Origin of the sequence: Streptomyces sp. 3211.6 (genome assembly GCF_003634815.1) — a bacterium.
GTDB lineage: Bacteria > Actinomycetota > Actinomycetes > Streptomycetales > Streptomycetaceae > Streptomyces > Streptomyces katrae_A.
Map to the genome: position 1 here is coordinate 7,366,970 of NZ_RBXC01000001.1, position 23,562 is coordinate 7,390,531.

General features: G+C 73.7%; 19 protein-coding genes and 1 pseudogene. 8 read left to right on the forward strand and 12 right to left on the reverse strand.

Annotation, left to right across the window (positions count from 1 at the left end; translation table 11 throughout):
• Positions 1-112 precede the first annotated feature (112 nt).
• Positions 113-1,783: an ABC-F family ATP-binding cassette domain-containing protein gene (locus BX286_RS33825; RefSeq protein ID WP_121017432.1), complete on the reverse strand. Its 1,671-nt coding sequence runs from the start codon at positions 1,781-1,783 to the stop codon at positions 113-115.
• Between the two features lie 142 nt (positions 1,784-1,925).
• Between BX286_RS33825 and BX286_RS33830 the strand changes: the two genes are divergently transcribed.
• Complete coding sequence (locus tag BX286_RS33830; protein WP_187344254.1) at positions 1,926-3,212, forward strand: MFS transporter; 1,287 nt, start codon at positions 1,926-1,928, stop codon at positions 3,210-3,212.
• Between the two features lie 82 nt (positions 3,213-3,294).
• On the opposite strand, the gene BX286_RS33835 is transcribed toward BX286_RS33830, so the two are convergent.
• From BX286_RS33835 to BX286_RS33860, 6 genes are all read right to left on the reverse strand, one after another.
• Positions 3,295-5,853 carry an acyl-CoA reductase gene (locus tag BX286_RS33835; RefSeq protein WP_261993597.1) on the reverse strand — a complete coding sequence of 853 codons (2,559 nt, stop codon included), beginning with the start codon at positions 5,851-5,853 and terminating at the stop codon, positions 3,295-3,297.
• Positions 5,850-6,998, reverse strand: a complete 1,149-nt coding sequence (locus BX286_RS33840; RefSeq protein WP_121017433.1) for an acyl-protein synthase — start codon at positions 6,996-6,998, stop codon at positions 5,850-5,852. Before BX286_RS33840 ends, BX286_RS33835 begins: the two co-directional genes overlap by 4 nt.
• Positions 6,995-8,143 carry a GNAT family N-acetyltransferase gene (locus BX286_RS33845; RefSeq protein WP_167747561.1) on the reverse strand — a complete coding sequence of 383 codons (1,149 nt, stop codon included), beginning with the start codon at positions 8,141-8,143 and terminating at the stop codon, positions 6,995-6,997. The genes BX286_RS33840 and BX286_RS33845 overlap by 4 nt, the downstream gene beginning before the upstream one ends.
• Positions 8,140-9,447: an MFS transporter gene (locus tag BX286_RS33850; protein ID WP_079423319.1), complete on the reverse strand. Its 1,308-nt coding sequence runs from the start codon at positions 9,445-9,447 to the stop codon at positions 8,140-8,142. Before BX286_RS33850 ends, BX286_RS33845 begins: the two co-directional genes overlap by 4 nt.
• Positions 9,444-10,733, reverse strand: coding sequence for a phenylacetate--CoA ligase family protein (locus BX286_RS33855; protein ID WP_121017434.1), 1,290 nt, complete (start codon positions 10,731-10,733; stop codon positions 9,444-9,446). The genes BX286_RS33850 and BX286_RS33855 overlap by 4 nt, the downstream gene beginning before the upstream one ends.
• Positions 10,734-10,990: 257 nt before the next feature.
• Positions 10,991-11,467: a tRNA adenosine deaminase-associated protein gene (locus BX286_RS33860; protein WP_100864522.1), complete on the reverse strand. Its 477-nt coding sequence runs from the start codon at positions 11,465-11,467 to the stop codon at positions 10,991-10,993.
• A gap of 198 nt (positions 11,468-11,665) precedes the next feature.
• On the opposite strand from BX286_RS33860, the gene BX286_RS33865 reads away from it, so the two are divergent.
• On the forward strand, positions 11,666-13,030 hold the full coding sequence (locus BX286_RS33865) for an NAD(P)/FAD-dependent oxidoreductase (protein WP_121017435.1): 1,365 nt from the start codon (positions 11,666-11,668) through the stop codon (positions 13,028-13,030).
• Between the two features lie 102 nt (positions 13,031-13,132).
• Here the strand turns inward: BX286_RS33865 and BX286_RS37700 are convergent.
• Both BX286_RS37700 and BX286_RS33875 read right to left on the reverse strand, forming a co-directional pair.
• Positions 13,133-13,454, reverse strand: a pseudogene (locus tag BX286_RS37700) (MFS transporter); the annotation flags it as partial.
• Between the two features lie 173 nt (positions 13,455-13,627).
• The gene (locus BX286_RS33875; RefSeq protein WP_079423310.1) at positions 13,628-13,969 is read right to left on the reverse strand and encodes a DUF1330 domain-containing protein; all 342 of its coding nucleotides are present in this window, start codon (positions 13,967-13,969) and stop codon (positions 13,628-13,630) included.
• Between the two features lie 242 nt (positions 13,970-14,211).
• On the opposite strand from BX286_RS33875, the gene BX286_RS33880 reads away from it, so the two are divergent.
• The 5 genes from BX286_RS33880 to BX286_RS33895 all read left to right on the forward strand — a co-directional run bounded on the left by BX286_RS33880 (position 14,212) and on the right by BX286_RS33895 (position 18,736).
• A complete protein-coding gene (locus BX286_RS33880) occupies positions 14,212-15,744 on the forward strand; it encodes an NCS1 family nucleobase:cation symporter-1 (RefSeq protein ID WP_121017436.1) in 1,533 nt (510 codons plus the stop codon).
• A 67-nt stretch (positions 15,745-15,811) separates the two neighbouring features.
• A complete protein-coding gene (locus BX286_RS33885; protein WP_121017437.1) occupies positions 15,812-16,207 on the forward strand; it encodes a hypothetical protein in 396 nt (131 codons plus the stop codon).
• A gap of 164 nt (positions 16,208-16,371) precedes the next feature.
• Positions 16,372-17,307, forward strand: a complete 936-nt coding sequence (locus BX286_RS37705) for a hypothetical protein (protein WP_261993598.1) — start codon at positions 16,372-16,374, stop codon at positions 17,305-17,307.
• A gap of 149 nt (positions 17,308-17,456) precedes the next feature.
• A complete protein-coding gene (locus BX286_RS37710; protein ID WP_261993665.1) occupies positions 17,457-18,449 on the forward strand; it encodes a DUF4132 domain-containing protein in 993 nt (330 codons plus the stop codon).
• Positions 18,446-18,736 (forward strand): DUF6296 family protein, encoded by a 291-nt coding sequence (locus BX286_RS33895; RefSeq protein WP_121017438.1) that lies wholly within the window; start codon positions 18,446-18,448, stop codon positions 18,734-18,736. The genes BX286_RS37710 and BX286_RS33895 overlap by 4 nt, the downstream gene beginning before the upstream one ends.
• A 124-nt stretch (positions 18,737-18,860) precedes the next feature.
• Here BX286_RS33895 and BX286_RS33900 read toward each other — a convergent pair whose 3' ends face one another.
• Entirely contained in the window at positions 18,861-19,814 is a 954-nt protein-coding gene (locus tag BX286_RS33900; protein ID WP_222842094.1) for an aminoglycoside phosphotransferase family protein, read from the reverse strand.
• Between the two features lie 494 nt (positions 19,815-20,308).
• Between BX286_RS33900 and BX286_RS33905 the strand changes: the two genes are divergently transcribed.
• Positions 20,309-21,061: a CAP domain-containing protein gene (locus BX286_RS33905; RefSeq protein ID WP_100864518.1), complete on the forward strand. Its 753-nt coding sequence runs from the start codon at positions 20,309-20,311 to the stop codon at positions 21,059-21,061.
• A gap of 77 nt (positions 21,062-21,138) precedes the next feature.
• Here the strand turns inward: BX286_RS33905 and BX286_RS33910 are convergent, their stop codons facing one another.
• Both BX286_RS33910 and BX286_RS33915 read right to left on the reverse strand, forming a co-directional pair.
• Complete coding sequence (locus BX286_RS33910) at positions 21,139-22,113, reverse strand: LLM class flavin-dependent oxidoreductase (RefSeq protein WP_079423300.1); 975 nt, start codon at positions 22,111-22,113, stop codon at positions 21,139-21,141.
• 658 nt (positions 22,114-22,771) lie between these two features.
• Positions 22,772-23,296 (reverse strand): hypothetical protein, encoded by a 525-nt coding sequence (locus tag BX286_RS33915; protein ID WP_079423298.1) that lies wholly within the window; start codon positions 23,294-23,296, stop codon positions 22,772-22,774.
• Positions 23,297-23,562 lie beyond the last annotated feature (266 nt).

Below are 23,562 nucleotides of genomic sequence, written 5' to 3' on the forward strand. Positions count from 1 at the left end.
CTCCCCGGTGCCGCCGGTGATCCCGTTGTCGAACGGCGGGGGAGGCCCCGGGTTGAGGATGCCGAAGACCATCCCCTGCACGGAGAGCCGGCCCCGGCCGGCGGTGCGGGAGTCAGGAGGCGGAGGGCGAGGCTGCGAGGGAGGGCAGCGGAGCCTCGGCCCCGGGGCGGTCGCCCCGCACCCCCTCCCCGCCCAGTTCCAGGCGCTTGCCCAGGAACCCGGACCGCAGCCGCCGGTCGTGGCTGACGACGATCAGGGTCCCGGTGTACGGGGCCAGCGCAGCCTCGAGGTCCTCCACCACCCCCGGCGCCAGGTGGTTGGTCGGCTCGTCGAGGAGGAGCAGGTCATACGGCCCGCCCGCGACGAGCCTGCCCAGCTCCAGCTTGCGCCGCTGCCCCGCGGACAGCTCCCGCACCGGCCTGCCCACCTCGGCCGCGTCCAACAGCCCGTACCGCACCACGGCTTGCGCGACCTCCTCCCCGAACGCCCGTTCCGCGCTGCGGCTTTCGCCGGACCAGGGATCGTCCTGCCGCAGCAGCCCGACCCGTACCGGTGCCCGTACGCCCCCGTGCCCGGCCGGCACGAGACCCGCGAGCACCTGCAACAGGGTCGACTTCCCCGACCCGTTGGGCCCCGTGACCAGCATCCGCTCACCCGCCGCCAGACGGAACGACACCGGCGCGAGCCGCCCCGGCACGGCCAGCTGCTGCACGTCCACCCCACCGCTCGGGCCGCCGTCGGCCCCGAACCGTCCGGTGAACCGCAAGGGCTGCGGCGGAGCCGGGACCGGATGCTCCGTCAGCCGTGCCAGCCGTTCCCGCGCGTTGCGGATGCGGCTCATCGCCCCGTGCGCCCGGGACCGGGCGCGGAAGGCCCCGGCGCCGCTGAACGCGGCCGGCGCCTTGCGCGGGATCTGCGCGAGCCGTCCGATGCTGCCCTCGGCGAGCCGCTCCACGCGCTGCTTCTCCGCGACCCACTCCTCGTACTCCCTCTCCCGGCGCGAGCGCGCGGCGGCACGCGCGACCAGATGGCCGGCGTAGCCGTTGCCGTGCCGGTGCACGGTGGACCGTTCGTGGTCGACCTCCAGGATCGCGGTGGTGACCCGGTCCAGGAACATCCGGTCGTGGGTGACGGCCACCAGGGTGCCGGTCCGCCGCACCAGATGTTCCTCCAGCCACCCGACGGCCTCGTCGTCCAGGTCGTTGGTGGGTTCGTCGAGGAGCAACAGCTCCGGCTCGGCCGCCAGGGCCGCGGCCAGCGCCAGCCGCGACCGCTGCCCGCCGGACAGCGTCCCGAGCGCCCGCCCCCGTTCGATGGGCTCCCGCTCGCCGAGCCGCCGCAGGATCGCGGCCACCCTGCGGTCGGCATCCCGTCCGCCCCGCACCTCGTACTCGGCGACCAGCCGCCCGTATGCCTCGACCTCCTCGGGGCCGGCCAGGTGGAGCCGTTCCTCGGCGGCCCGGATCCGCCGCTCCAGCTCCCGCAGTCCGGCCAGTGCCCGGTCCACGGCGTCACCGACCCGCGCCCCGGGCGGCAGTTCGAGGGTCTGGGGAAGGTAGCCCACTCCGCCCGGCGCTCGCACGCGCACCTCGCCGGCATCGGCCCGTTCCCACCCCGCCAGCAGCCTCAACAGCGTCGACTTCCCCGCCCCGTTGTCCCCCACGACCCCGACCCGCTCCCCGGGCCGCACCGAGAACCCGACCCGGTCCAGCACCGTCCGGGTCCCGTACCGCTTGCCCACCTCGGCCAGCACGACCTGACCACGACCATCTGAAGCACGCACGGGCCACCCCTCTCATCAACGAGACGTATCGTCTCGTCAGACTCTAGAGGAGTGTCCATCCCTCCGACAAGACGTTTCGTCTCGCGGATGCTCCGTCAACGCCCGTGAGGACCACCCGTCCTCCCTTGGGTAGGACGTGGTCATGTCAGAGATCACGACGCACGCTCCCGCCCCGCCGCGCCGCCCCTTACGTCAGCTGCTGGCCGCATCGGTCGGCAACGCCGTGGAGTGGTACGACTGGTACGCGTACACCTTCCTGGCCACCCACATCGCCCGGCAGGTCTTCCCGTCCAGCGCGGGCGACTCCCTCGTCCCGCTGCTCTCCACCTTCGCCGTCTTCGCCGTCGGCTTCTTCATGCGCCCGGTCGGCGGGCTCCTGTTGGGCGCGATCGCCGACCGGCGGGGCCGGCGCACCGCGCTGACCGTGACCATCCTGCTCATGGGAGGCAGCAGCCTGCTGGTCGGCCTCACGCCGGCGTACACGGCCGCCGGGGCCTTTTCCCCGGTCGTCCTCGTGACCGCGCGGCTGCTCCAGGGCCTGTCCGTCGGCGGGGAGTTCGCCGCCTCGACCACCTTCCTCGTGGAGTCCGCGGGGCCCGGCCGCAGGGGCCTCTTCTCCTCGTTCCAGTACGTCTCCACCTCCATCGGCCAACTCGCCGCCTCCGGCCTGGCCGCGCTGCTCGTGGCCCTGCTCCCCGAGGACGCCATGAACGGCTGGGGGTGGCGTGTGCCCTTCCTGCTCGGCGCCGTCCTCAGCCTCGCGGGATTCTGGATCCGGCGGGGCGCCGAGGAGACCCTGGCCGGCCGCCCCGCCGAGGCCCCCCGCCCCGGGCTCTTCGACGCGCTCCGCCACCATCCGCGTGCCTCGCTGCTGACGGCCGGCATCACGGCCGGCGGAACCCTCGCCTACTACACGTGGACCTCGTACCTGCCGACGTACGCCGAGCTCCGGACCGGCCTCGCCAAGGGCGACGCGCTGCTCGCCGGGACCCTGTCCCTGGCGTTCTTCGCCCTGCTGCAGCCGGCCGGCGGCCTGCTGTCCGACCGCTACGGACGCAAGCCGTCCCTGCTGTTCTTCGGACTCGGCTTCGCCCTGCTCGTCGTGCCGCTGCTGCACGCCCTGGACGGCTCGTTCCTCTCCCTGCTGCTCGTCCAGTGCGCCGGCATGGTGCTGCTCACCGGCTTCACCTCGATCTCGGCGGCCGTGAACGCGGAGGTCTTCCCCGCCCGGGTACGGGCGGCGGGCATCGGCTTCCCGTACTCGCTGACGGTCGCCCTCTTCGGCGGCACGGCCCCGTACGTCGCCACCCTGTTGCAGGACCTCGGCAGGCCCGGCCTGTTCCCCTGGTACGTCGCCGCGCTGTGCCTGTGCTCCTCGGTGGTGTACCTGCGGCTGCCGGAGAGCGCCCACCGGCCCCTCGACCGCTGAGCGCCGTCCGCCCGCGACACGGGCCGGCGTTGCTGCGGCCCCGGCCGCCGGACCGGGGCCGCAGGACACCTCCTTCGACAACCTAGCGGCGCGCGTCCACCACCGCGAGGAGCTTGCCGCTGGTCGGGCTGCGGTCCAGCGACGGGCCGTCGACCGCCTCGACCACCAGGTCCAGCAGCCGCTCGGTCACCGCCGAACGGAGCTCCGGATAGCCGGACAGGAAGACCTGGCGCAGCCGCTGCGGGTCCGTCGCCGGCCCCCGCTCCACCCGTACGGTCAGCCGCTCGCGCGCCTGCGTGCCGTCGAGCCTGATCTGCAACTCGCCGCGGTGGCCGCCCTGCTCCTCGGCCAGCGCCAGGAAGCGGCGGTGGTTCAGGAAGTGCGTGGCCACCCGCATCACGTCGCCGGTGCGGCCCATCAGCTCGAACCGGGGAGCCCGCCGGCCGCAGGGACAGCGGCCCGGCACCTCCCGGCCGAGGTCGCCTATCAGGTAGCGGCCCAGCTGCTGGCCGCGCCGGGCGTGCGTGGTGAAGACCAGCCGGCCCGTCTCACCCGGGGCCACGGGCCGGTCCTCGGCCAGGTCCACGATCTCCATGGTGTGGAGGTCGGCGTGCAGGTGGTGGACGCCGCCGGAGCTGTCCGCGCACTGGTAGCCCAGCGGGCCCAGGTCGGTGCTTCCGTAGGTGATCGAGCGGATGACCTCGATGCCGAACTCCGCCTTCAGCGTGCGCTGCTGCTCCCGCGTGAAGTGCTCGCCGCCGTAGAAGACCTTGCGCAGGCCCCCGTAGGCGCGCAGTGCGTCGGCCTCCGCGTGGAGCAGCTGCCACAGGTAGGAGGGCATGCCGAAGAGGGTGTCGGCCCGGTGCTCGACGATGGCCTGGACCGTGGCCCGGTGGTCCGCTCCCGCCGCCAGGGGCAGCTGCACCCCGCCGAGCCGTTCCAGTACGGAGAAGAAGCTGATGAAGCTGCCGTACATGCCGCCGCAGTAGAAGAGGTTGGCGGTGCGGTCCCCGGCCGGGTCGTAGCCGGCGGCGAGCAGGCCGCGGGCGGCGGCGTGCATCTGGGTGTCGTAGTCGTCGTAACTGAAGACCGACAGGGCGGGAGCGCCCGTGCTGCCGCCGCTGCGGAAGTACAGCTCGGCATCGGCCCGGGCCAGCTCCCGGGCCGGTCCCTGGACGTCCTCCTTGCCCAGCAGGGGGCCCGCCGGAGGCGGCAGGACGACGGGCCGGACCAGGTCGTCGAGGCAGGCGGTCGTGGCGAACCGGGCCGGGTCGGCCTGAACCGCGACGCGGCGGCTGTAGCGCTGGAGGGCGTAGACGCCGTCGTGCGGTTCGCCCGCGTAGCTCGCCGTCATGGCGCCGACCGGCGTGACGCGGGTGACGCCCGCCGCCAGGGCGGTGCGGGAGAGCTCGGCGATGTCGGACCGGCTGCCCGCGATGCCCGCCGTCTGCAGGTAGCGGCGCATCGGGCGCAGGGTGGCGATCAGTTGCCTGCGGGCCAGCGGCTTGACCCACACGCTGCGGTGCAGCGGCGAGGCCGTGAGCGGCGACCGGGTGTCGGCCATGACCCGCCACGAGCCGTCGGACGCGGCGAACACCCGGGTCAGGCCCAGGTGTTCCTCCAGCCGGGCCACCAGCTCGGTCGTCGTCAGCTCGGCCGCCTCGGCGGGGTCCGCTCCGCCCCCCGAAGCGGTGTCCGCCGCCGGCGGGCGGGTCGCGAGGACGGCGGCGAACCGCTCGGCGAAGGCGAACACCTCCGCCTCGTCCTCGGTGTCGAGATACACCACCTGGGGGCTGGAACAGGCCTGCTGCTCGTGCCGGCACACGTCGTCCGCGAGGGCGTCGAGCGTGCCCGGATCCGACCAGGCGTCGCCCGTCAGGTACGCGAAGGAGATCCGGTGTCCCCACTCCACCAGCCGGCATCCGGCCGGCACATGGGCCGCCACCCCCTGGACGGCGTCCTCCCCGCCCCACACGGCGACGGCGTCCGCGGGCGCGCACATCAGGCGCAGCCACTCCTGCCGGGAGGACGGGAAGCGCAGGACGATGACCCGTGCGGCGAGCGCCCCGCTGGGATCGAGGGCCGCCAGCTCGGCCATCAGGTGCTGGGTCAGGAGCGTGTCGGCGCTGCTGGTCTTGAGGACGTTGACGTTCCCGGCCAGCAGCCCCTCGACGATGCTCAGCGGAGCGACCGTCGTGGCGTTGCCGGGGGCGATGTGGGCGACCAGGCCGACGGGTGCCCACGCCTCGTAGACGCTCTCGCGGGGATCGGGCCGGTCCAGCCGGCCGGGGGCCGCGCCGCCGAGTTCGCGGCGCAGCTTGCGCGTCAGCTCCCGCCGGCCCAGCAGGCCACCGAGCTCGGCCAGCACGGCCGGGTCCTCTCCTGGGGGCAGGTGTGCGGCGAGCCGGGTGTGTACGGGGTGGGCCCGGTCGCCCAGGGCGGTGGCGAGGGCGTCGCAGGCGGCCAGCACGGTCTCGGTGTCCAGTACCGTGGCCAGCGCGGCCTCGACGGCGGCCGGCAGGGCGGCGAGGCGCCGTCCGGCCTCCTCGTCGCCGATGAAGGCACCCTGCCAGTAGTGGTGCGCGCCGGCGTCGCCGTCCTGCTCGTGCGCGGCCTCGGTGATGCTCTTCGTCACGGTCACGCCATGCCCTTCATCAGTTCCGCTGCGGCCACCGCGCAGCTGCGGTTGCGGCTCACCCCGGCACGGCCGTGGACGGTGAACCAGGGGGTCTTCAGCTCGCACCCGCAGGCCTCGCCGGGGTGGAGGGAGGCGAGGTCGCCCATGACCACGCTCTGCGCCGGCACCGAGGTGATGTACGGCGACACCAGGTGCAGGTAGCCCCGCTCCCCGTACGGCAGGGGTTCGAGGGTGCGCGTGGAGCGGATCGTGACCCGGGACCACACGGGGGCGTGCAGCCGGTGGTGGTCGCACTCGATGTACGGGATGCAGTGCTCCACCGACCCGAAGGTGTCCCGGATCCGCTCGCCAGGGATCCCGAGCTGCCCGGTGACGCGTGCGTACAGCTCCTCCTTGCCGATGCGCCGGTCGGAGTGCCCCTTCCAGCCGCCGCCGAGGACGACGAGGGAGCCCTCGGGCAGGCGCAGCGGGGGCAGCCCCATGGCCCGCATCCGCTCCAGGGTGAAGAAGAGGAAGGCCGGGAAGCCGAGGATGCGGACCGGGGCGTCCTCCCGCTCGAAGCGGCGCAGGGCGGCGATGCAGCCGAAGGGGTCGAACTCGTGGTCGCCGCCGGTGTTGCGCAGGGCGTACTCGACGCTGCGCGCCGGGGCGAAGTCGCACAGGTAGTTGTCGGTGAAGGCGGTCCCGAGGCTGAGGGAGGGAGCCGGCTCGTAGCTGTACAGGAGGTAGTTGACCTCCTGGTCGGGGGTGATCCAGCCGTTGCGCTCGAAGATCCGGGCGACCATCCGCTGGGCGGAGCGGATCGTCCAGTGGTCGAAGAACATCTGCGACTTCTGGCCGGTGGTGCCGGAGGAGGTCAGGTGCAGCTCGACGTCCTCGCGGGGGACGGACAGGACCTCGTGCCGCTTGAAGAAGTTCGCGTGGACGAGCGGTGTCCGGTACGGCTGTGCCGGGGGAGTGGCCTCGTACAGGGAGCGGAAGAAGGGGGAGCGTTCGACGTGCCAGGCGTTGGTCTCCGCCATGGCGGCGGCGAACAGCTCGTCCTCGGCGGGCCCGAAGGCGTACGGGTCGGTCAGGTCGCACAGCTGCTGTACGTGCGGCAGGAGGGCCGGGTCGGGTACGGCGACCGGCGCGAGATGGGGGTTCATGGGGCAACCTCGGATGACGTGGGCAGGTGTGTCGACGCCCAGGCCGACACGTAGCAGTCCAGATAGGGCTGGAGGGGCGGTTCGACGGCGACGCCGCGGAAGTCGATGCGCTCGCTGGAGCGGGACAGGACGGCGTAGTCGTGGAAGCCGTCGCCGTCCGCGCGCATCGCCGGGTAGACGGCCCCGGCGACGAACCCCTCGGCGAGGAAGGCCGCGAGGACCTCGTGGTGGGCGAGCGGAACCAGGGCCTCGACGTAGCCCGCTCCCGCCCGCGCCAGGGCCCGGGTGACGGGTTCGAGGCACGCGGAAGCGGCGGCCGGGTCGGGGTGGGCGGTGAGCAGGGAGCAGTACCCCCCGGCGCGGTTGAGGTAGGCGTAGACCTCGAACCGGCCGTCCTCGGGGGTCAGCAGCACGTTCGGGGTGTGCAGCGGGTAGAACCAGCCCTCGGCGCTCGGGAACCGCTCGCGGAAGCGGCGGCGTACGAAGGCCGGCGCCTCGATCATCTCCAGCCGGACCCCGTCGCCCCGCCGCGCGGGCGGGGCCGGGTGCGGGCCGGCGGCGGCCCGCACCCCGGAGTAGCCGATGCCCAGCGCGGCCCCCGCGGTGCGCAGCAACGGCAGGAGCGGGGCGGGCACTTCGGTGACGGGGATCCGGCGGTCCAGCACCCCGGCGGAGTGACGCGCGTAGAGTGCGAGGCTTTCGCGGCTGCGCAGATCCACCGCGTTGGGCAGGATGCCCAGCGGGCGGAAGCCGTTGCGGGCGACGACGCGCTGCGGGCCGGCGCTGACGGTGCGCACCGTCGCGTACACCGAGTCGAGCCGTCCCGTGTCCAGCATGCCCGCGCACAGGGCCCCGGTGAGGGTGGCGGCCAGTCCCGCCGCGCGGTGTCCGGGGTGTACGGCGATGCCCTCCAGACGGCCGATGCGGCTGCCCGCCTCACCGTGGATGGCGGCGGACGCGGTCAGGGCCCCGGTGTCCGCGCAGCGGCCGACGAGCCACAGCGAGTGCGGGTCCTCGATGAGCCGGGCCATCTCGGCCGGGTCGGTGCCCAGGGCCACGGGGTAGTGCGGTCCGTAGACGGCGTAGTAGAGCTGGCGCAGTTCGGCGATGTCCGCGCACGCGGCGGGGGTGATGACCGGGTTCACCGCTCACCTCCGGCGGGCCCGGCCGCGGGGGACTTCAGCAGGGCCAGCGCGCAGGCCGCGGGGACCAGGCCGGCGCCCTGCACCAGGCACAGCACCTGCGGGGAGAGGAAGTCGCCGGCGAAGCCGAACGCCAGGGAGGCCACGGGCAGGGAGGCGCCCAGCACGGCCTGCATCACGGCGAAGAAGCCGGGCTTGTCGGCCGGGGGCACCAGCCGCTGGAAGAGGGCCACGAAGCGGACGCTGACGGCCCCGGCACACCATCCGGCCACGGCCAGGCAGCCCATGATGACCGCCCGGTGGGCGACCAGCCCCGGCAGCGCGAGGGCGAGGGCCATCAGGCCCAGGCAGCAGGCACCGGCGAGCGTGGGGCGTCCCGGCACGCGGGTGCCGGTGAAGGCGCCGACGAGCGTGCCGGTGCCGAGGGCGGCCTCCAGCAGGGCCACGGTGGCGCCACCGCCCGCGAGGACCGAGCGGGTGTAGAGGGGGATGACGACGAACACGGCGGCGGTGAAGAGGTTCGCCGCGGTGAAGCAGATCAGGATCCTTCGCACGTAGGGGAGTTCCCCGAGGATGCGGCGCAGCGTGCGCCGCGGCGGCGGGCCCGGCGCGTCGGCTCCGGCGCCCGGCACGACGGTGCGGAAACGGGCGCTCGCGACGAGGAGGGCGGCGCCGAGGTAGGCGGCCGCGCAGCCGGCGGCCAGGCCGGCCACACCGGTCCGGTCGACGGTCAGGGCGCCGAGCAGCGCTCCGCCGAGGCCGGCCAGGGACTGGGTGGACAGCTCGAAGCCGGTGGCGGTCTCGATGTCGGCGTCGTCGACGAGTTCGGGCACCGAGGTGGTCAGGCAGGGGTCGAAGAACGCCTGGCAGGTCGCCAGGGCGAGACCGGCCGCGTACACGGTGGCGAGCGGCAGGCCGCCGCCGTACGCCCACAGCGCCAGGGCCCCCGAGGCGCCCCCGGCCAGGGCTGCGGCGGTCCGCAGCACCGAACGGTGCGCGCACCGGGCGACCGCCGCCGCCACGACGGGCGCCAGCGCCACGGCGGGCAGGGTGCAGGCCGCCATGAACAGCCCGGAGGCGAGCCCGCGCGCGTCGTGCACGGCGTAGGCGACGATCCACCAGGCCACGCCGACCTGGAACATCCGCACGGCGGCCTGGCTGAGGATCTGGCCGAGCCACACGGCGCCGAAGGCGCGGTTGCGCAGGACCAGCGGAACGCGCCGCCGGCCGGCCGCGGTCTCCGTCGCCGTCGCGGCCTCGGCACCGGTCGGGGTCTCGGTCTCGGTCTCGGGCAGGGCGGTGGTCATGCGGTCGGCCTCTCGTCGAGGACCCGGACGAGCTTGCCCGAGCGCGGGTTGACGGCGAGGTCGCGGTGGCGCACCCACTCCACGGACAGCGGGTGCACGAATCCGGCGCGCACGCTGTCGGGATACAGCGGCCGCACGTTCTCCAGCTCCGCCACGACGGCCTCGGACAGCTCCTGCCGGCCGTGCCGGCCGTGCCGGCCGTGCCGGTCGTGGTCACCGGGGGACGTCGCCAGCCGCAGGACGAGCCCGTCGCGGCCCTCCCAGCGGCGGACGACGAGCTGCATGCCGACCACCTGGCCCGCGGTGTCCGCCGCGGCCACGGCGTCCTGGGCGTCCTGGGTGTAGAGGGAGACGGGACCCACCCGCACGCCCTCCTCGGCGCGGCCGAGTATCCGGAAGTGCCCCGGCCCGGTGCCGGTCCACTCGGCCCGGTCGCCCGCGGGGTAGCGGATGACCGGCATCAGGCGGCGGAAGAGGCTGGTGACCACGACCCGGCCGGGACGGCCCGGTTCGGTGATGGGCTCACCGGTGCAGTCGTCCAGGATCTCGACGACCGAGTACGGCGTGAAGGGGCGGTGCACGCGGGCGTCGGGGCCGGGTACGGGATGGCCGAGCAGACCCGCGTCGACGCTGGCGTATCCGACGGAACGGGCCTCGGCGCGCGGGAACGCGGCGGCCAGCAGGCGCCGCTGGTCGTCGAAGAGGGCCTCGCCGCCGAAGAGCAGCAGCTCCACCGCGTCGAGCCGGACACCGGACGACACGACCTGCTCGGCGAGCCGGCACAGCGTGGTCGGTGTGCCGGCCAGCACCTGGGCGGCGAGGTCGCGCAGCGTGGGGATCGTCGACTCCGGCGGCGCGCCGCCGCCGATGGGCAGGCGGACGTTGTCGACGGGCGCGTGGGCGAGCGAGTCGAGGACGAAGAGGAAGCTGGCGTACAGCTCCCCGGCGTAGAAGAGGTCGGCGACGCGGTGCCCCGGGCGCAGGCCCGCGTCCACGAGCCCCTGGCCGAAGGCGGTGACGAACGTGCGCCACTCGTCGCGGGTGTAGACGGAGAACTTGGGGGACCCGGTGGTCCCGCCGGTCTTGTAGACCGTGGCCTCGCCGAGCGGGCCGGTCAGCACGCGGTTGTCGCGAAGGGTGTTGGCCGCCCAGAACGCTTGCTGGTCGACCACCGGCAGGTCGGTGAGGCGGTCGGCGTCGGCCGGAAGGGACGCGTAAAGGTCCCGGTAGAAGGGCGAGTTGTGACGGGCGAAACGTATGAGGTCCGAGAGCTGCAGGGCGGACATGGGCCTTTGCCTAGGTGGTGGATCGGAACGGAAGCCGCGGCTCTGCGCGGCAGGAGCGGGCACGCTCCGGCCGGACGGGCCGGGGTGAACGAGGGACCCCCCGGTGCCCTCGCCTGCTCGGTGAACGCCAGAACATGACGCTCAGTCACGATGATGAAACATCAGTGCACCGATCACCAAATTGGGTAAATATTTTCGGCCAGCACGGCTCCATCCATAAAATTTTCCGCTCAACTACCGGGAGTCCGACGACGGTCCTACCGCCGGGCGTCCTCGAACTGGGCTCCGAACCCCGCCTGCTCGGCCAGGCTCCGCAGCTGGTCGTCGGGCAGGGCACCGGCCCGCAGGAGGGCGGCCATGTCGGCCGGGCCGATGCCCGCGTCGCCCAGGATGCCCAGCGCGCCGGCCGGTGAAGGACCGGCCACCCCCTTCCCGGGCCCGTCGACGCGCAGGACGTCCAGGACCTGGGCGGCGAGCGTGTGCTGCTCGGCGGCCCGGGTGTCCGACAGCATCAGGTCCGTCCCGCCCGCCGTGGGGCGCACGATCAGGAAGAACTCCTCGTCCGCGTTGAAGAACCCGAACACGGCGTCCGCGTCGCCGGTCCAGGCCTCGCGCACGGCGCTGATCGCCTCGTCGAGACCGGTCAGCGCGGTGCGCTCCAGCCGGATGCACTTCCAGCCGCCGCTGCTGTGGACGACGGCGACGGCGTAGCGGTGGTTCGCGTGTTCTCTCACGCCTCCACACCTGCCCTGCCCGCCACCCGGTCAGCCACGATGGCGCCGGGCATACCCCGCACGGAGCAGCCGGCTTCCCGCCCGGGGGCGCCCCCGATCCGCCCCGATCCGCATCGGGCGGCCCGCGGTACGTGCAGACCGGCCCCGGGCGGGGCAGGTGCGGGGGAGACCTGGCAGGCGAGAGAAGGGACGGACACCGTGGAACGACCGAGGATCCTCGTGGTGGGAGCCGGATTCGCCGGGGTGGAGTGCATCCGCCGGCTGGAGCGCAGGCTGGCGCCCGCCGAGGCGGACATCGCCCTGGTCACCCCCAACTCCTACCAGCTCTACCTTCCGTTGCTGCCACAAGTGGCGTCCGGAGTGCTCACCCCGCAGTCCGTCGCCGTCTCCCTGCGGCGCAGCAGCCGCTACCGCACCCGGATCATCCCCGGCGGCGCCGTCGGCGTGGACACCCGGGCGAAGGTCTGCATCATCCGCAAGATCACCGGCGAGCTGACGGAACGGGCCTACGACTACCTCGTGCTGGCTTCCGGCAGCATCACCCGCACCTTCGACATCCCCGGCCTCACCGAGCACGCCCGGGGCATGAAGACCCTCGCCGAAGCCACCTATCTGCGCGACCACGTCATCTCCCAGCTGGACCTGGCCGACGCGAGCGAGGACGAGGCGGAACGGGCCTCCCGGCTGTGCTTCGTCGTGGTCGGCGGCGGGTACGCCGGCACCGAGACGGCGGCCTGCCTGCAACGTCTCACCCACCACGCCGTCAAGCGCTACCCCCGGCTGGACCCCCGCCAGATCACCTGGCACCTCCTCGACCTCGCCCCCCGGCTCATGCCCGAGCTCGGCGACTCCCTGGGGCGGGCCGCCCTGGACATCCTGCGCCGCCGCGGCATCCAGGTCTCCCTCGGCGTCAGCGTCGCCAAGGCCGGACCCACGGAGGTGACGCTGACCGACGGCAGGGTGCTGCCCAGCAGGACCCTCATCTGGACGGCGGGGGTGGCCGCCAGCCCCCTGATCGGCACCCTCGGCGCGGAAACCGTGCGCGGCAGGCTGCTGGTGACGCCGGAGATGACGGTGCCCGGCGCGGCCGGGGTCTTCGCGCTGGGAGACGCCGCGGCCGTCCCCGACCTCGCCGCCGGGCAGGAGGGCGTCCTCTGCCCGCCCACCGCCCAGCACGCCCTGCGCCAGGGCCGCGTCCTCGCGGACAACCTTGTCGCGACACTGCGCCGGCGGCCGCTGCGCCCGTACGTGCACAAGGACCTGGGACTCGTCGTCGACCTGGGCGGCACCGACGCGGTGTCCAAGCCGCTGGGGGTCCCGCTGCGCGGCCTGCCGGCCCAGGCCGTGGCCCGCGGCTACCACTGGTCCGCGCTGCGGACCAATGTCGCCAAGACGCGCGTCCTGACGAACTGGCTGCTCAACGCGGTGGCCGGGGACGACTTCGTCCGGACGGGCCTGCGGGCCTCCAAGCCGCCGACCCTGCGGGAATTCGAGCACAGCGACGCCTACCTGACCCCCGATCAGGTACGGGCCCACACGGCGGCCCTGCGCGCCACCGGCTGAGGGAGCGCGGGGCAGGGGAGCGGTTGCGGCATCCCCTCGCACGGGAGGGGATGCCGGGAACCCCGGGTCCGGCGACCGGAAAGGCCGCCTCCGCGGCGGGCGTCACGACGGGCGGGGTGCACTCTCCCGGTCGGGCTCCGTGCCGGCCGCGTGATCCGGACCCCCGGCCGGGACGGCAGCACGCAGCGCCGCCTCGACCCCGGCGGTTGCCGGTCATGGACGCCGTGACGGCCGTCATCGACAGGAGGAGGCCGGCAGCGGTGTAGAGCGGGGTGCGCACGTCGCAGGCGGTGGCAAGCCGGCCGCCGAGGAAGGCGCCGAACGGGGCCGCGCACCTGCCGAGCATGCGGGAGGTGGAGGCGCCCCGGCCCATCAGCGCGGCGGGCAGTGACCGCGACAGCCCCTCACCCGCCGCGGCAACGGCGGCCCGGACGCGCCGTGCCGGTGTCGGCCCGAGCCCGTCCCCGGAGGGGATTGCGGATTCCTCTGATGGCATCGGCACTCCCACCGAGCTCGCTCACCCCCAGGAGGGCGGCGGAATCATCCCGGCGTTCGACGACGCGCTCCCGCTTCCGCCCGGCGGCTCGGCCGCCGCCGTCACCCCGCTCCTGTACGAAGGACCGCCGCCCTTTTGCGCGGGTCGTACGCCGGCCCGACACCCTCGATCAGCAGCAGGTCCCCCTCGATGTGGTCGGTCCGCAGCCGCAGGATCTCCTGGTAGGCGGGGGACTCGTACCAGGCCTGTGCCACGGCCAGGTCGGGGAACTCGATCAGCACCATGCTGCCGGGCCAGGCCCCTTCCACCACCCGGGCCGGAGGGCCGTGGATGACGAAGCGGCCGTCGAAGGGATCGAGGGTGTCCTGGATGCGCTCCAGGTACTCCAGGATGTCGGGGTGATGACGACGGTTGCGCAGATGTGCGAAGCCGTAAGCAGACATGTCACGTTCCTTTGCCGCCTGTCCGCGTCCCCGTGCGGGACAACGCTCCGAACGTAGCCAGGCGGCCCGTTGCGCGGCCATTACCGCAGAGGTAATCGCCTGCCGACGCAGGGGCGGCATCCCTCTCGCTCCGGAGCGGTCCGGGGCGACAGTATGGGGTGGCTCCTGGAGGCGGAAGCGGAAACGTGAACCGTTCCCCGTCCTGGCCGAGATCTCCACCCGACCCGAAGGGGTGTGCGCACATGCCCGACCAATCGAGCGCCGAGACCGGGGACCGCGTCGAGCTCGCCCCCGGCGAAGTCCCCTCCGACGGCCGCTTCGCCAACCCCGACCTCCTCCCCGTACCGGTCGGGGCCCGGAGGTGGACGACGTACAACTTCACCGCCCTGTGGGTCGGCATGGCGCACAACATCCCCTCCTGGCTGCTGGCCTCCGGGCTGGTGGCCCTCGGCATGGACTGGAAGCAGGCCGTCTTCACCATCGCGCTCGCCAACCTGGTCGTGCTCGTGCCGATGCTCCTCACCGGGCACGCCGGCCCCAAGTACGGGATCCCGTTCCCCGTTCTGGCCCGCGCCTCGTTCGGGGTCCGCGGCGCCAACCTGGCCGCGCTCATCCGGGCGGCCGTGGCCTGCTGCTGGTTCGGGATCCAGACCTGGATCGGCGGGTCCGGGATCTTCGTCCTGCTCGGCAAGATCTTCGGAGGCTGGGCGGGGGCCGCCGAGATCGGCGGCGAGCCGTGGACGCTGTGGCTGTGCTTCATCGTCTTCTGGGCCCTCGAGCTCGCCATCATCTACCGGGGGATGGAGGCCCTGCGACGCTTCGAGAACTGGGCCGCGCCCTTCGTCATCGTCGGCGCGCTGACCCTGCTGGTGTGGACCGGGGTGAAGGCGGGCGGCTTCGGCGAACTGCTCGACCAGCCGTCCCGGCTCGGCTGGGGCGCGGACTTCTGGCCGGTCTTCTTCCCCTCGCTCATGGGGATGATCGCCTTCTGGTCCACCCTCTCCCTCAACATCCCCGACTTCACACGCTTCGGCGCGGGCCAGCGCTCCCAGATCCTCGGACAGACCCTCGGGCTGCCGACGACGATGACCCTCTTCGCGCTGCTGTCGGTGTTCGTCACCTCCGGCTCGGAGGCGGTGTACGGAGCCCCGATCTGGGACCCCGTGGAGCTCGCCGCCAAGGCCGACAGCGTCTTCGGGCTGCTGTTCGCCCTGGTCACCGTGCTGGTCGCGACGATCTCGGTGAACATCGCGGCGAACGTCGTCTCCCCGGCCTACGACCTGGCCAACCTGGCCCCCCGCCTGATCGACTTCCGCCGGGGCGCGCTGATCACCGGCGTGGTCGGCGTGCTGGTCATGCCCTGGCAACTGACGTCCACCCCCGAGCTGTACATCTTCACCTGGCTGGGCCTGGTCGGCGGGCTGCTCGGTGCCGTGGCCGGCGTCCTCATCGCGGACTACTGGGTCGTGCGCCGCACCCGGCTCTCGCTGCCCGGCCTCTACCAGGAGGGCGGCCCGTACTGGTACACGGGAGGCTGGAACCTCCGGGCCCTGGCCGCCTTCGCGGCCGGCGGGGTACTGGCCATCGGCGGCTCCCACTCGTCCCCCGGCAAGGGCCCGTTCCCCGAAGCGGGCCTGATCCCCTTCCTCAAGCCGCTGGCGGACTACGGCTGGGCGGTGGGCCTGACCGCGTCCCTGCTGCTCTACGCGGCGCTCATGAGCGGGGCGCGTCCCGGCGCACCGGGAGCCGACCGGGCGGACGGCCGGCCGGCCTGAGGCCGGTGCGGGGCCCGGAAGCCGCCGTGAGGGGCCGTTGTCAGTGGTACCCCGTAGCGTCGTCGGCATGGGAACGGTGACGGTCGTCGACGAGACGACAACGGGGGACAGGGGCGCAGTCGTCGGACTCGAGATCGCCGAGGAGCGGCTCACCGTGCGTGAGTTGATCCGGCGGCGGGTCTTCCAGGAGGCCGCGGAGTTCAACGCGCGCGCGGAGCCGCACATGTTCCAGGGCCTCGTGCAGCCGCAGGACACCGAGCGGGTTCCGAGCGGATACGCGCTGCGCACCCCGCGCCGCATCGACCCGCAGGCCCAGGCGCAGCGCGCGCTGGCCGCGTTCGCGGGGAACGGGTTCCTGGTGCTCGTCGGGGACCGGCAGGTCACGGACCCGGACGAGGAGCTGGAGCTGCCGCCCGGCGTCGAGGTGACGTTCCTGAAGCTCGTGCCGCTGGTGGGTGGCTGACCGTGGACGCGCCGGGCAGGCTGAGCAGGATCCAGGGCCACGCGGCCGCGCGCGAGGCCGGTCCGCTCGCGTAAGAGGCGCTGGGCCTGGCGACGCCCCGGGCGACCGTCAGCGGGGACGTCTGGGTCCGGACGATCGAGCTGCTGGAGGGCCTCGATCCCGCGGTGCGTGCGGACGTCGCACGAGAGTTCGGCCGGCTGTACACCACGTCCGGCTCCGAGGAGCGCCCGCGGTCGAAGGTGTTGCGGCTCCTGCAAGCCGTGGGTGCGGGCCTGCCCGGTGATCCGCTCGCCGCTGAGCGCACCGCCGAGCTGGACAAGCTCGGCAGGGAGGTTTCCAGCTGGTCCGACGGCGACGCACGGTTCGCCGCCGAGCACGAACTGGCCGCCGGGCGAACCCTGTCGGCACCCGTCGTGGCGTTCCTGCGGCGATCCGCACTGGAGGCGTACCGCCGGCCGGAGATGGCGGCCTTGGCGAAAAGGCTGACGGAACCCGTGCTGAACGTGGGAGAGGCATGGGCCGAGCAGGCCATGAAGGAGGCCGCCGGGGAACCCGGACTGCTGCCCCTGCTCGTCCACGCCACCACCGCGACGTCGGCCAAACCCACGGCCCAGTGGGACAAGGCCGCGCTCACCCTCGCCGCATCCCTCGGCACCGACGCCGTGCGCGCGGCGGTGCTCGGCTGGCTCCCGCTCGTCGGCCGCCCCCGCACCTTCGCGTTCACCACCGTGCAGTACGGGCCCGACCCCCACCTCGTCTTCGACCCGTACAACGCCAACGCCCTGCGTGGCCTCGCCTGGATCCTCGCCCTGCTGCCCGCCCACCCGGACATGGCCCGCGCTCTCGGCGCCCTCGTCGAGACCTCCCTGAAGAAGGTCCCCGGCCTCGGGCCCGTGAACCCCAAGGTCGCCAACGCCGCGGTCACGGCCCTCGCCCGTATCGACAGCGAGGCGGCCCTCGCCGAGCTGGCCCGGCTCGCCACCCGCACCACCTACAAGGGCACCCTCAAACTGCTCAACACCGCCCTCGACACCCGCGCGGCAGCGCTCGGCCTCAGCCGGGAGGAGATCGAGGAACCGGCCGTGCCGCCCACGGGCTGACCGAGGTCGGCCGCTGCGCGACACAGCTCGGCGACATCACCGCCCTGCTGGAGATCGAGGGCCCCAAAGCCGACCTGCGCTGGCGCTCCGCCGGCGGAAAGGAGATCAAGTCCGTCCCCTCCGCGGTCCGGCGCGACCACCCCGAGGAGCTGAAGGAGCTCAAGGCCGCCGTCAGGGACATCGACAGGATGCTCGGCGCCCAGACCGAGCGCCTGGACCGGCAGTTCCTCGCCCGCCGTACGTGGTCCTACGCCGCCTGGCGCGACCGCTACCTCGACCACCCCCTCGTCGGCAGCCTCGCCCGCCGCCTGCTGTGGACGGTCGACGGCACCGCGGCCGGCTTCGCCGACGGCGCCCTGCGCACCCTCGCCGACGAGCCGGTCGAGCCGGCCGGCCACGACACGGAGGTCACCCTCTGGCACCCCGTCGGCCGCGAGCCCGCCGAGGTCGTCGCCTGGCGGGACTGGCTGGAGCGGCACGCGATCACCCAGCCCTTCAAACAGGCCCACCGCGAGGTGTACCTGCTGACCGACGCGGAGCGGGCGACGGGCACGTACTCGAACCGGTTCGCGGCGCACATCGTCCGCCAGCACCAGTTCCACTCCCTCGCCGCGGTCCGCGGCTGGCGCAACAAGCTCCGCCTCTGCGTCGACGACTCGGCTCCACCCGCCACGCGTGAACTCCCGCAGTGGGGCCTGCGCGCCGAGTACTGGATCGAAGGCGAGGGCGAGGACTACGGCGTCGACACCACCGAGTCGGGCAGCTACCTGCGGCTGCGTACCGACCAGGTGCGCTTCTACCCGATCGGCGCACCGGAGAACTCCGCGCACTGCTACGGCGGCGAGTACCGCATGCGGCTGCGCGACGGCGCGCAGCCGGTCGAACCGCTCCCGCTAGGCGAGATCCCGCCGCTCGTCCTCTCCGAAGTCCCGCCAAGGACACGGAGATCACCGATCCGACGATCGTCAGCCAGATACGCCGCTGAACGGCCGTGCGCCCCGCTTCGCACCGGAGCGGGGCCACTGCGCCCCGTCATCCCCCTCCCGGACGGTGGCGACGCGGCGCGGGCCTGTTCGGCGGAAACCCGTGCCGGTCGCGCCTCCGGGCCGGCGGCGGCCCCGCTCATTAGCCTGGGCCCATGACCCCCGAGTCCCACCCGGTCCCGGACCGGTACACCGTCGTTCTCCGCCCCGGCCCGCCCGGCGTCCAGGACGCCAAGGGCCACGACGCGGTCCTGCGCACCGCCCGGGTCGAGAGGACCGGCGCCACCGGTGTCTCCGGCTACCCGTGCTACGAGGGGGAGGGGGTCCGGGCGGAGATCGACCCCGAGAGCAGGGCCGTTGAGGCGGTCACCGTGGACGGCGGGGAGCTCCCGTACGGCTGGATCGCCCAACTGACCGACGACGACCCCGGCCGCCGGCGGACCTGACCCGGACTCTCCCGTGGTCCCACCGCCCGGCTACTTGGCGATCTTCCGCAGGATCAGGGGCGAGGCGGCCGTGCCCATCGGATGACAGTCGGCCGCCGCCGGGCCGGGCCGGCCCGGTAGGGCGTCACTGCCCGCGCGGCCGAGGGCCGAGGAGGGCCCGGGCGATGGCCGTCTGCTCGGGCTGGAGTGTGACCGCGCCGTCCTCGATGTCCCAGAGGCAGTTCTGCAGGACGCGGCCGAGCGTCCATCCGCGGGCCCGGTCCCGGTCCAGACCGACGACCTCCGTCATGAGGTCGAAGCGGTGGCGGACGGCCCGGGGGACGTCTCCGGCGCCGAGGACGTCGTCCCACCGGTTGCGCAGCGCGGGCAGCAGTTCGAAGCCGGGATCGCCGGCGAGCGGCTTGGGGTCGATGGCGAGCCACGGAGCCCGTCCGGACGCCTGAGAGGACGCAAGAGGAGCGAGGACGTTGTCGTAGTGCAGATCCCAGTGCAGGAGCCGGTCGCCGGGTTCGTCGAGCAGTTCCCCCATCGCAGCCGCGCACGAGGCCAGTAGCCGTCGCTCGGACGGATCGGCCAGGGACCGGGAGTACACGGGGAACCGGTCGAGCATCGCGGCGGCGATGTCGCCCAGCCGACGCAGGCCGGCGGGGGCCGGAACGGCGGACAGGTGCGCCAGCAGCTCGGAAAGGAAGGTGAGGGCCGCGGTGCCGTCGGGCACCGCCGAGAGCGACCGGCCGGCGTCGAGACGTTCCAGCAGCAGGGCACCGCGCTCCGGAGCGGCGTTCAGCAGTCCGGCCGCGTGGCGGTCGCCCCAGACGCGCAGGGCCAGCGGCTCGTCGCGTGTCTCCTCGTCGACGGGCTGGAGTTTGAGCACGGCGGGCGGGCCGTCCGCCTGGAGCACCGGCAGGACGAGCGCGACGGCCCCGTGTGCCGGCGGCCCGTCCAGGCGCAGGTTCCAGTGGCCCAGCAATTCCCCGGCCAGGGCGGGCAGGGCGGCGGTCCACGCCTGCCGGCCCTCTGCCTCCTGCGAGGCGGCGAGGGCCGCCGGTACTTCTACCTGGAACCGAGACCGGCTGATGGCCACGATGCTCCCCGGATGGCGACGTCGTCGAAGTGCCAGCATGCCTGACGGCCACCGGCCACCGGCCACCGCCGCCGAGCCGGGATCGTCCGCCTCGACGCGGCACCCGGAGGTTGCGTGACATGACACACAGGGCGCACGGCGCTCCGGCGGGCGTGTGGAGATCGACCGGGCACGCGCAATTCATCATTTGTCCGTGTTTGCCGTAGACATGTCGCACTCCACCAGAAACGGAATTGTCGACTCTCATTCCCTCGCGCCCAACGTGACTGATGGGGGCCGGTTCCGGCGGTGTGTCAGCTTCGCTCCGATGCGCTCGTAACGGCGCTATGCACGATCTTGCACGCCTTTCAAGCCGTGGCCCGGAAGCCCCGCGTCCCGCCCGCGCCCGGGCTTGCCATCCCTCTGCGGGGCTTCTCAGAATGACCACTCCTCCGGCGCCTTCGCGGTCCCGGCGCCGGGAGCTTCGCGATCACCGAGTGAGGGCACGCATGAGGAAGCACCGCAAGAAGACGCACTACAGGAAAATAGCTGTCGCCGTCGGCGCGCTGGCCATCGTGGGGGTCCCCACCGCCGCCATGGCCTGCCTGGACCCCCAGGAAACCGGCCCCGCACGTACTGCCGCCACCGCGTGGCAGGACCCCTCCCTCGCCGGGCCGCAGGCGCGGCCGCAGGTGGAGACCCCGGCCGAGATACCGGTCGAGATCCCCGAGGCCGCGCCGCCGGCACCCGCGGAGCCCGTCGCCGAGCCGTCGGCCGAACACGAGCAGGCCGCCGCCGCCCCGCCGCCCGCGGCGCCCCGGCCGCCGGCACCCCCGGCCGAGCCGTCGGCCGCGCCCTCGGCCCCGCAGGCCTCCGGGGCGCAGACCGACGCCCAGGCCCAGGTCCTCGCGCTGGTCAACCAGGAGCGCGCCGCCGCCGGGTGCCCCGCCCTCACCGTGAACCCGATGCTCACGAAGGCCGCCCAGGACCACAGTGCGGACATGGCCGCCCACGCCACCATGTCCCACACCGGCTCCGACGGATCCGACCCGGGCACGCGCATCACCCGTGCCGGATACCAGTGGCAGACGTACGGCGAGAACGTCGCCTACGGCTACAGCACCCCCGAACAGGTCATGGAGGGCTGGATGAACAGCCCGGGCCACCGGCGCAACATCCTCGACTGCTCGTACCGGGAGATCGGCATCGGCCTGGCCCAGCCGGGCCAGTACTGGACGCAGGACTTCGGCGCGACGCGCTGACCCGGCGGGGCGGCGCGGGGGCGGCGGGCCCGGGACGGAATCCCGGAGGCCCCACGCCGCGCCCGCCCGAGGCCGTCCTACACCCCGTAGTGCTTCTTGATCAGCTCGTACGAGCGGACGCGGTCCTGGAAGCCGTAGACGGGCGTCGTCAGCATCAGCTCGTCCGCTCCCGTCTCCGCGGCCAGTTCCCGGAGCCGGCGGACGACGGCCTCGGGCGTCCCGGCCGCCTGCTGTGCGCGGAAGCCCGCCAGGGCCGCCCGCTCCGCTTCCGTGAACGGGTGCGCGGCCGCCTCCTCGGGCGTCGGGAAGGGGATCTCGCTGATCCCCTTGAGGAGCCCGGCCTTGACGACGTCCATCGGCCCGATGAGCCGCTGGGCCTCCTCTTCCGTCTCCGCGCACACCGCCTCCACGCACAGCAGCACCCGCGGCTGCCCGCACCAGCGCGACGGGGTGAACGCCGCCCGGTACGTCTCCAGGACCGCACGCGTGTTCTCGGGCCGGATGTGGTGCGCGACGGCGACCGGAAGGCCGAGTTCGGCGGCGAGGCCGGCCCCGGCGGTGCTGGAGGCCAGCAGCCAGGGCTGCGGCAGCGGGCCGAGCGCGACCTCGTCGACGAGGAAGGACAGGATCGCGGCGACGTCGTCGCGGTATTCCGCGTCCGTCGTCGGCCCGGCTCCGCGGCGCAGCGCCCGCGCGGTGGCCTCGTCGAAGGTCCCGGGGCCGCGGCCGACGCCCAGGTCGATGCGGTCCGGGTGCAGGGCGGCCAGCGTTCCGAACTGCTCCGCCAGGGTGATGGGCGCGTGGTTGGGCGCCAGCACTCCGCCGGAACCGAGGCGGATGGCCGAGGTGGAGGCCGCGGCGTGCGCGCTGAGCACGACCGGGGGGAAGGCGCCGATCGCGGGGGAGTGGTGGTGCTCGGCGTACCAGAGCCGGTGGTATCCCAGCCGCTCCAGCTCCTGAGCGAAGGCCGCGGTGTCCCGCAGGGTGTCCAGGGCGCGGGTGCCGGTCTGGACCATCGCGACTTCGAGTGCGGAAAGAGGTATCTCGACCATCCCGTCAGCATAGGGATCATGCGGCGGGCGACGACCCGGTGATCCTTTTCGCGCCACGCGGGGGCCCGGCGTGCCGCGCAACGAACGGACCGCCGCAAGGAGTCACGCCGCGCGTGCCCGCGCACATTGACGCGATCGCGACGGACCCAGCCCGGGCCACAGGGCCGCCACGCCCCGGAGGTGGCGCTGCGCGCTGCGGTACGTTCCCTCGCCCCGGACGCCCGCCGCGCCGCCGCCGTACCGGGCTCCCGCCATCGCACGAGGGGGCCCTCGTCCGGAGTCGAAGCCACGTCGCCGGCGGTAGCCGGGCCGTCATCGCACCCTCCGCACGCCGTCGGGCCCGGCCCGCACGGCGTGCCGCTGTCCCGGCGGCTGCAACGGCTGTTCGACGCCCGCATCGCGGCTCTCGCCGCGCGGGTGCGGGCCGGGCTCCTGAGGGGCGCGCTCGACTGCGCCGGAACCCCGGGCCGCGCGGACGCCGTCCCCGGCAGGCGCTACGTGATGCGCGGCGGTGGCCGCCGGACTGCTGGACGTCGGATCGGTCGGGACCGGCGCCCCGCGCCTCCCACGAGGACGCGCCGCCGCACCGCGCGCGGGCGACCGGATCGCGGCCGGTGACGGTGGGGTCGCCCCGGGCCCGAAGGGGAACGCGGTGGCCTCACATGAGGACCGGCGGCTCGGAGCGGCTGCAACCGTACTTGCCTGTCATGTCGTACTCGTGGCTGACCAGGACGACCGAGCGGCACACGGCGCAGATGGTCGGCGTCGAGGGGTTCACCCGCAGGACGTACGTGTTCTCCAGCGCCAGGACGGCGTCGACGGCCTCCCTGCCGTGCTCGGCGATGCCCTGCTCGATGAACTCGAAGGCGCCGTACTGGGCCCCGCACGCGCAGTCGATGCGGTTGGAGTACGCGGGCCCGATGTCCTTGACACCCAGCTTCGAGGTGATCCTCTTCCGCTCCTCGCGCGATACGGGTTCCATGCCCCGGTCCTTGATGCGCCGGGGGCTCCAGTACCACGAGGTGAACGCGTCGGCCTGTTTCCGGGACAGGTAGAAGGTCACCGATCTGCCGGCCTTCAGGGCATCCTGCACGGCCGCCACGACCGCGCTGTCGTCCGCCGACATGACGACCTTGCCCTCGCCGACCATGGCATCGATCTCGGCGAACGAGGTGCTTTTCATGGGACGTCCTTCCGGAGGGCTCTCGGGTACTCCGGCCCGCGCGCTCCTCGCACTGCCCGGGCCCAGGCCGTTCGATGCTCACCCGCTGCCGCGCCGCCTGCCAGCCGGGGCGGCCGTCCGGGGGCATCGGCCGGCGCCACACCCGCCGCCCCCTCAAGGCACGACGAGACGACCGAGCCGGGGGCGGATTCGTCGGCGCCGGCCCAGAACTCGCACCCGTTGCTGCGGAACTCCTCCCGGGTGATGCGGCCCGTCCCCGTCGAAAT

Bases quoted from the DNA above. Each gene is read 5' to 3' on its own strand.
- BX286_RS33905 (WP_100864518.1), top strand. From the start codon at position 20,309: ATGAGGAAGCACCGCAAGAAGACGCACTACAGGAAAATAGCTGTCGCC.
- BX286_RS33885 (WP_121017437.1), top strand. From the start codon at position 15,812: ATGGGAACGGTGACGGTCGTCGACGAGACGACAACGGGGGACAGGGGC.
- BX286_RS33910 (WP_079423300.1), bottom strand. From the start codon at position 22,113: ATGGTCGAGATACCTCTTTCCGCACTCGAAGTCGCGATGGTCCAGACC.
- BX286_RS33840 (WP_121017433.1), bottom strand. From the start codon at position 6,998: ATGAACCCCCATCTCGCGCCGGTCGCCGTACCCGACCCGGCCCTCCTG.
- BX286_RS33830 (WP_187344254.1), top strand. From the start codon at position 1,926: ATGTCAGAGATCACGACGCACGCTCCCGCCCCGCCGCGCCGCCCCTTA.
- BX286_RS33915 (WP_079423298.1), bottom strand. From the start codon at position 23,296: ATGAAAAGCACCTCGTTCGCCGAGATCGATGCCATGGTCGGCGAGGGC.
- BX286_RS33880 (WP_121017436.1), top strand. From the start codon at position 14,212: ATGCCCGACCAATCGAGCGCCGAGACCGGGGACCGCGTCGAGCTCGCC.
- BX286_RS33875 (WP_079423310.1), bottom strand. From the start codon at position 13,969: ATGTCTGCTTACGGCTTCGCACATCTGCGCAACCGTCGTCATCACCCC.
- BX286_RS33855 (WP_121017434.1), bottom strand. From the start codon at position 10,733: ATGTCCGCCCTGCAGCTCTCGGACCTCATACGTTTCGCCCGTCACAAC.
- BX286_RS33895 (WP_121017438.1), top strand. From the start codon at position 18,446: ATGACCCCCGAGTCCCACCCGGTCCCGGACCGGTACACCGTCGTTCTC.
- BX286_RS33850 (WP_079423319.1), bottom strand. From the start codon at position 9,447: ATGACCACCGCCCTGCCCGAGACCGAGACCGAGACCCCGACCGGTGCC.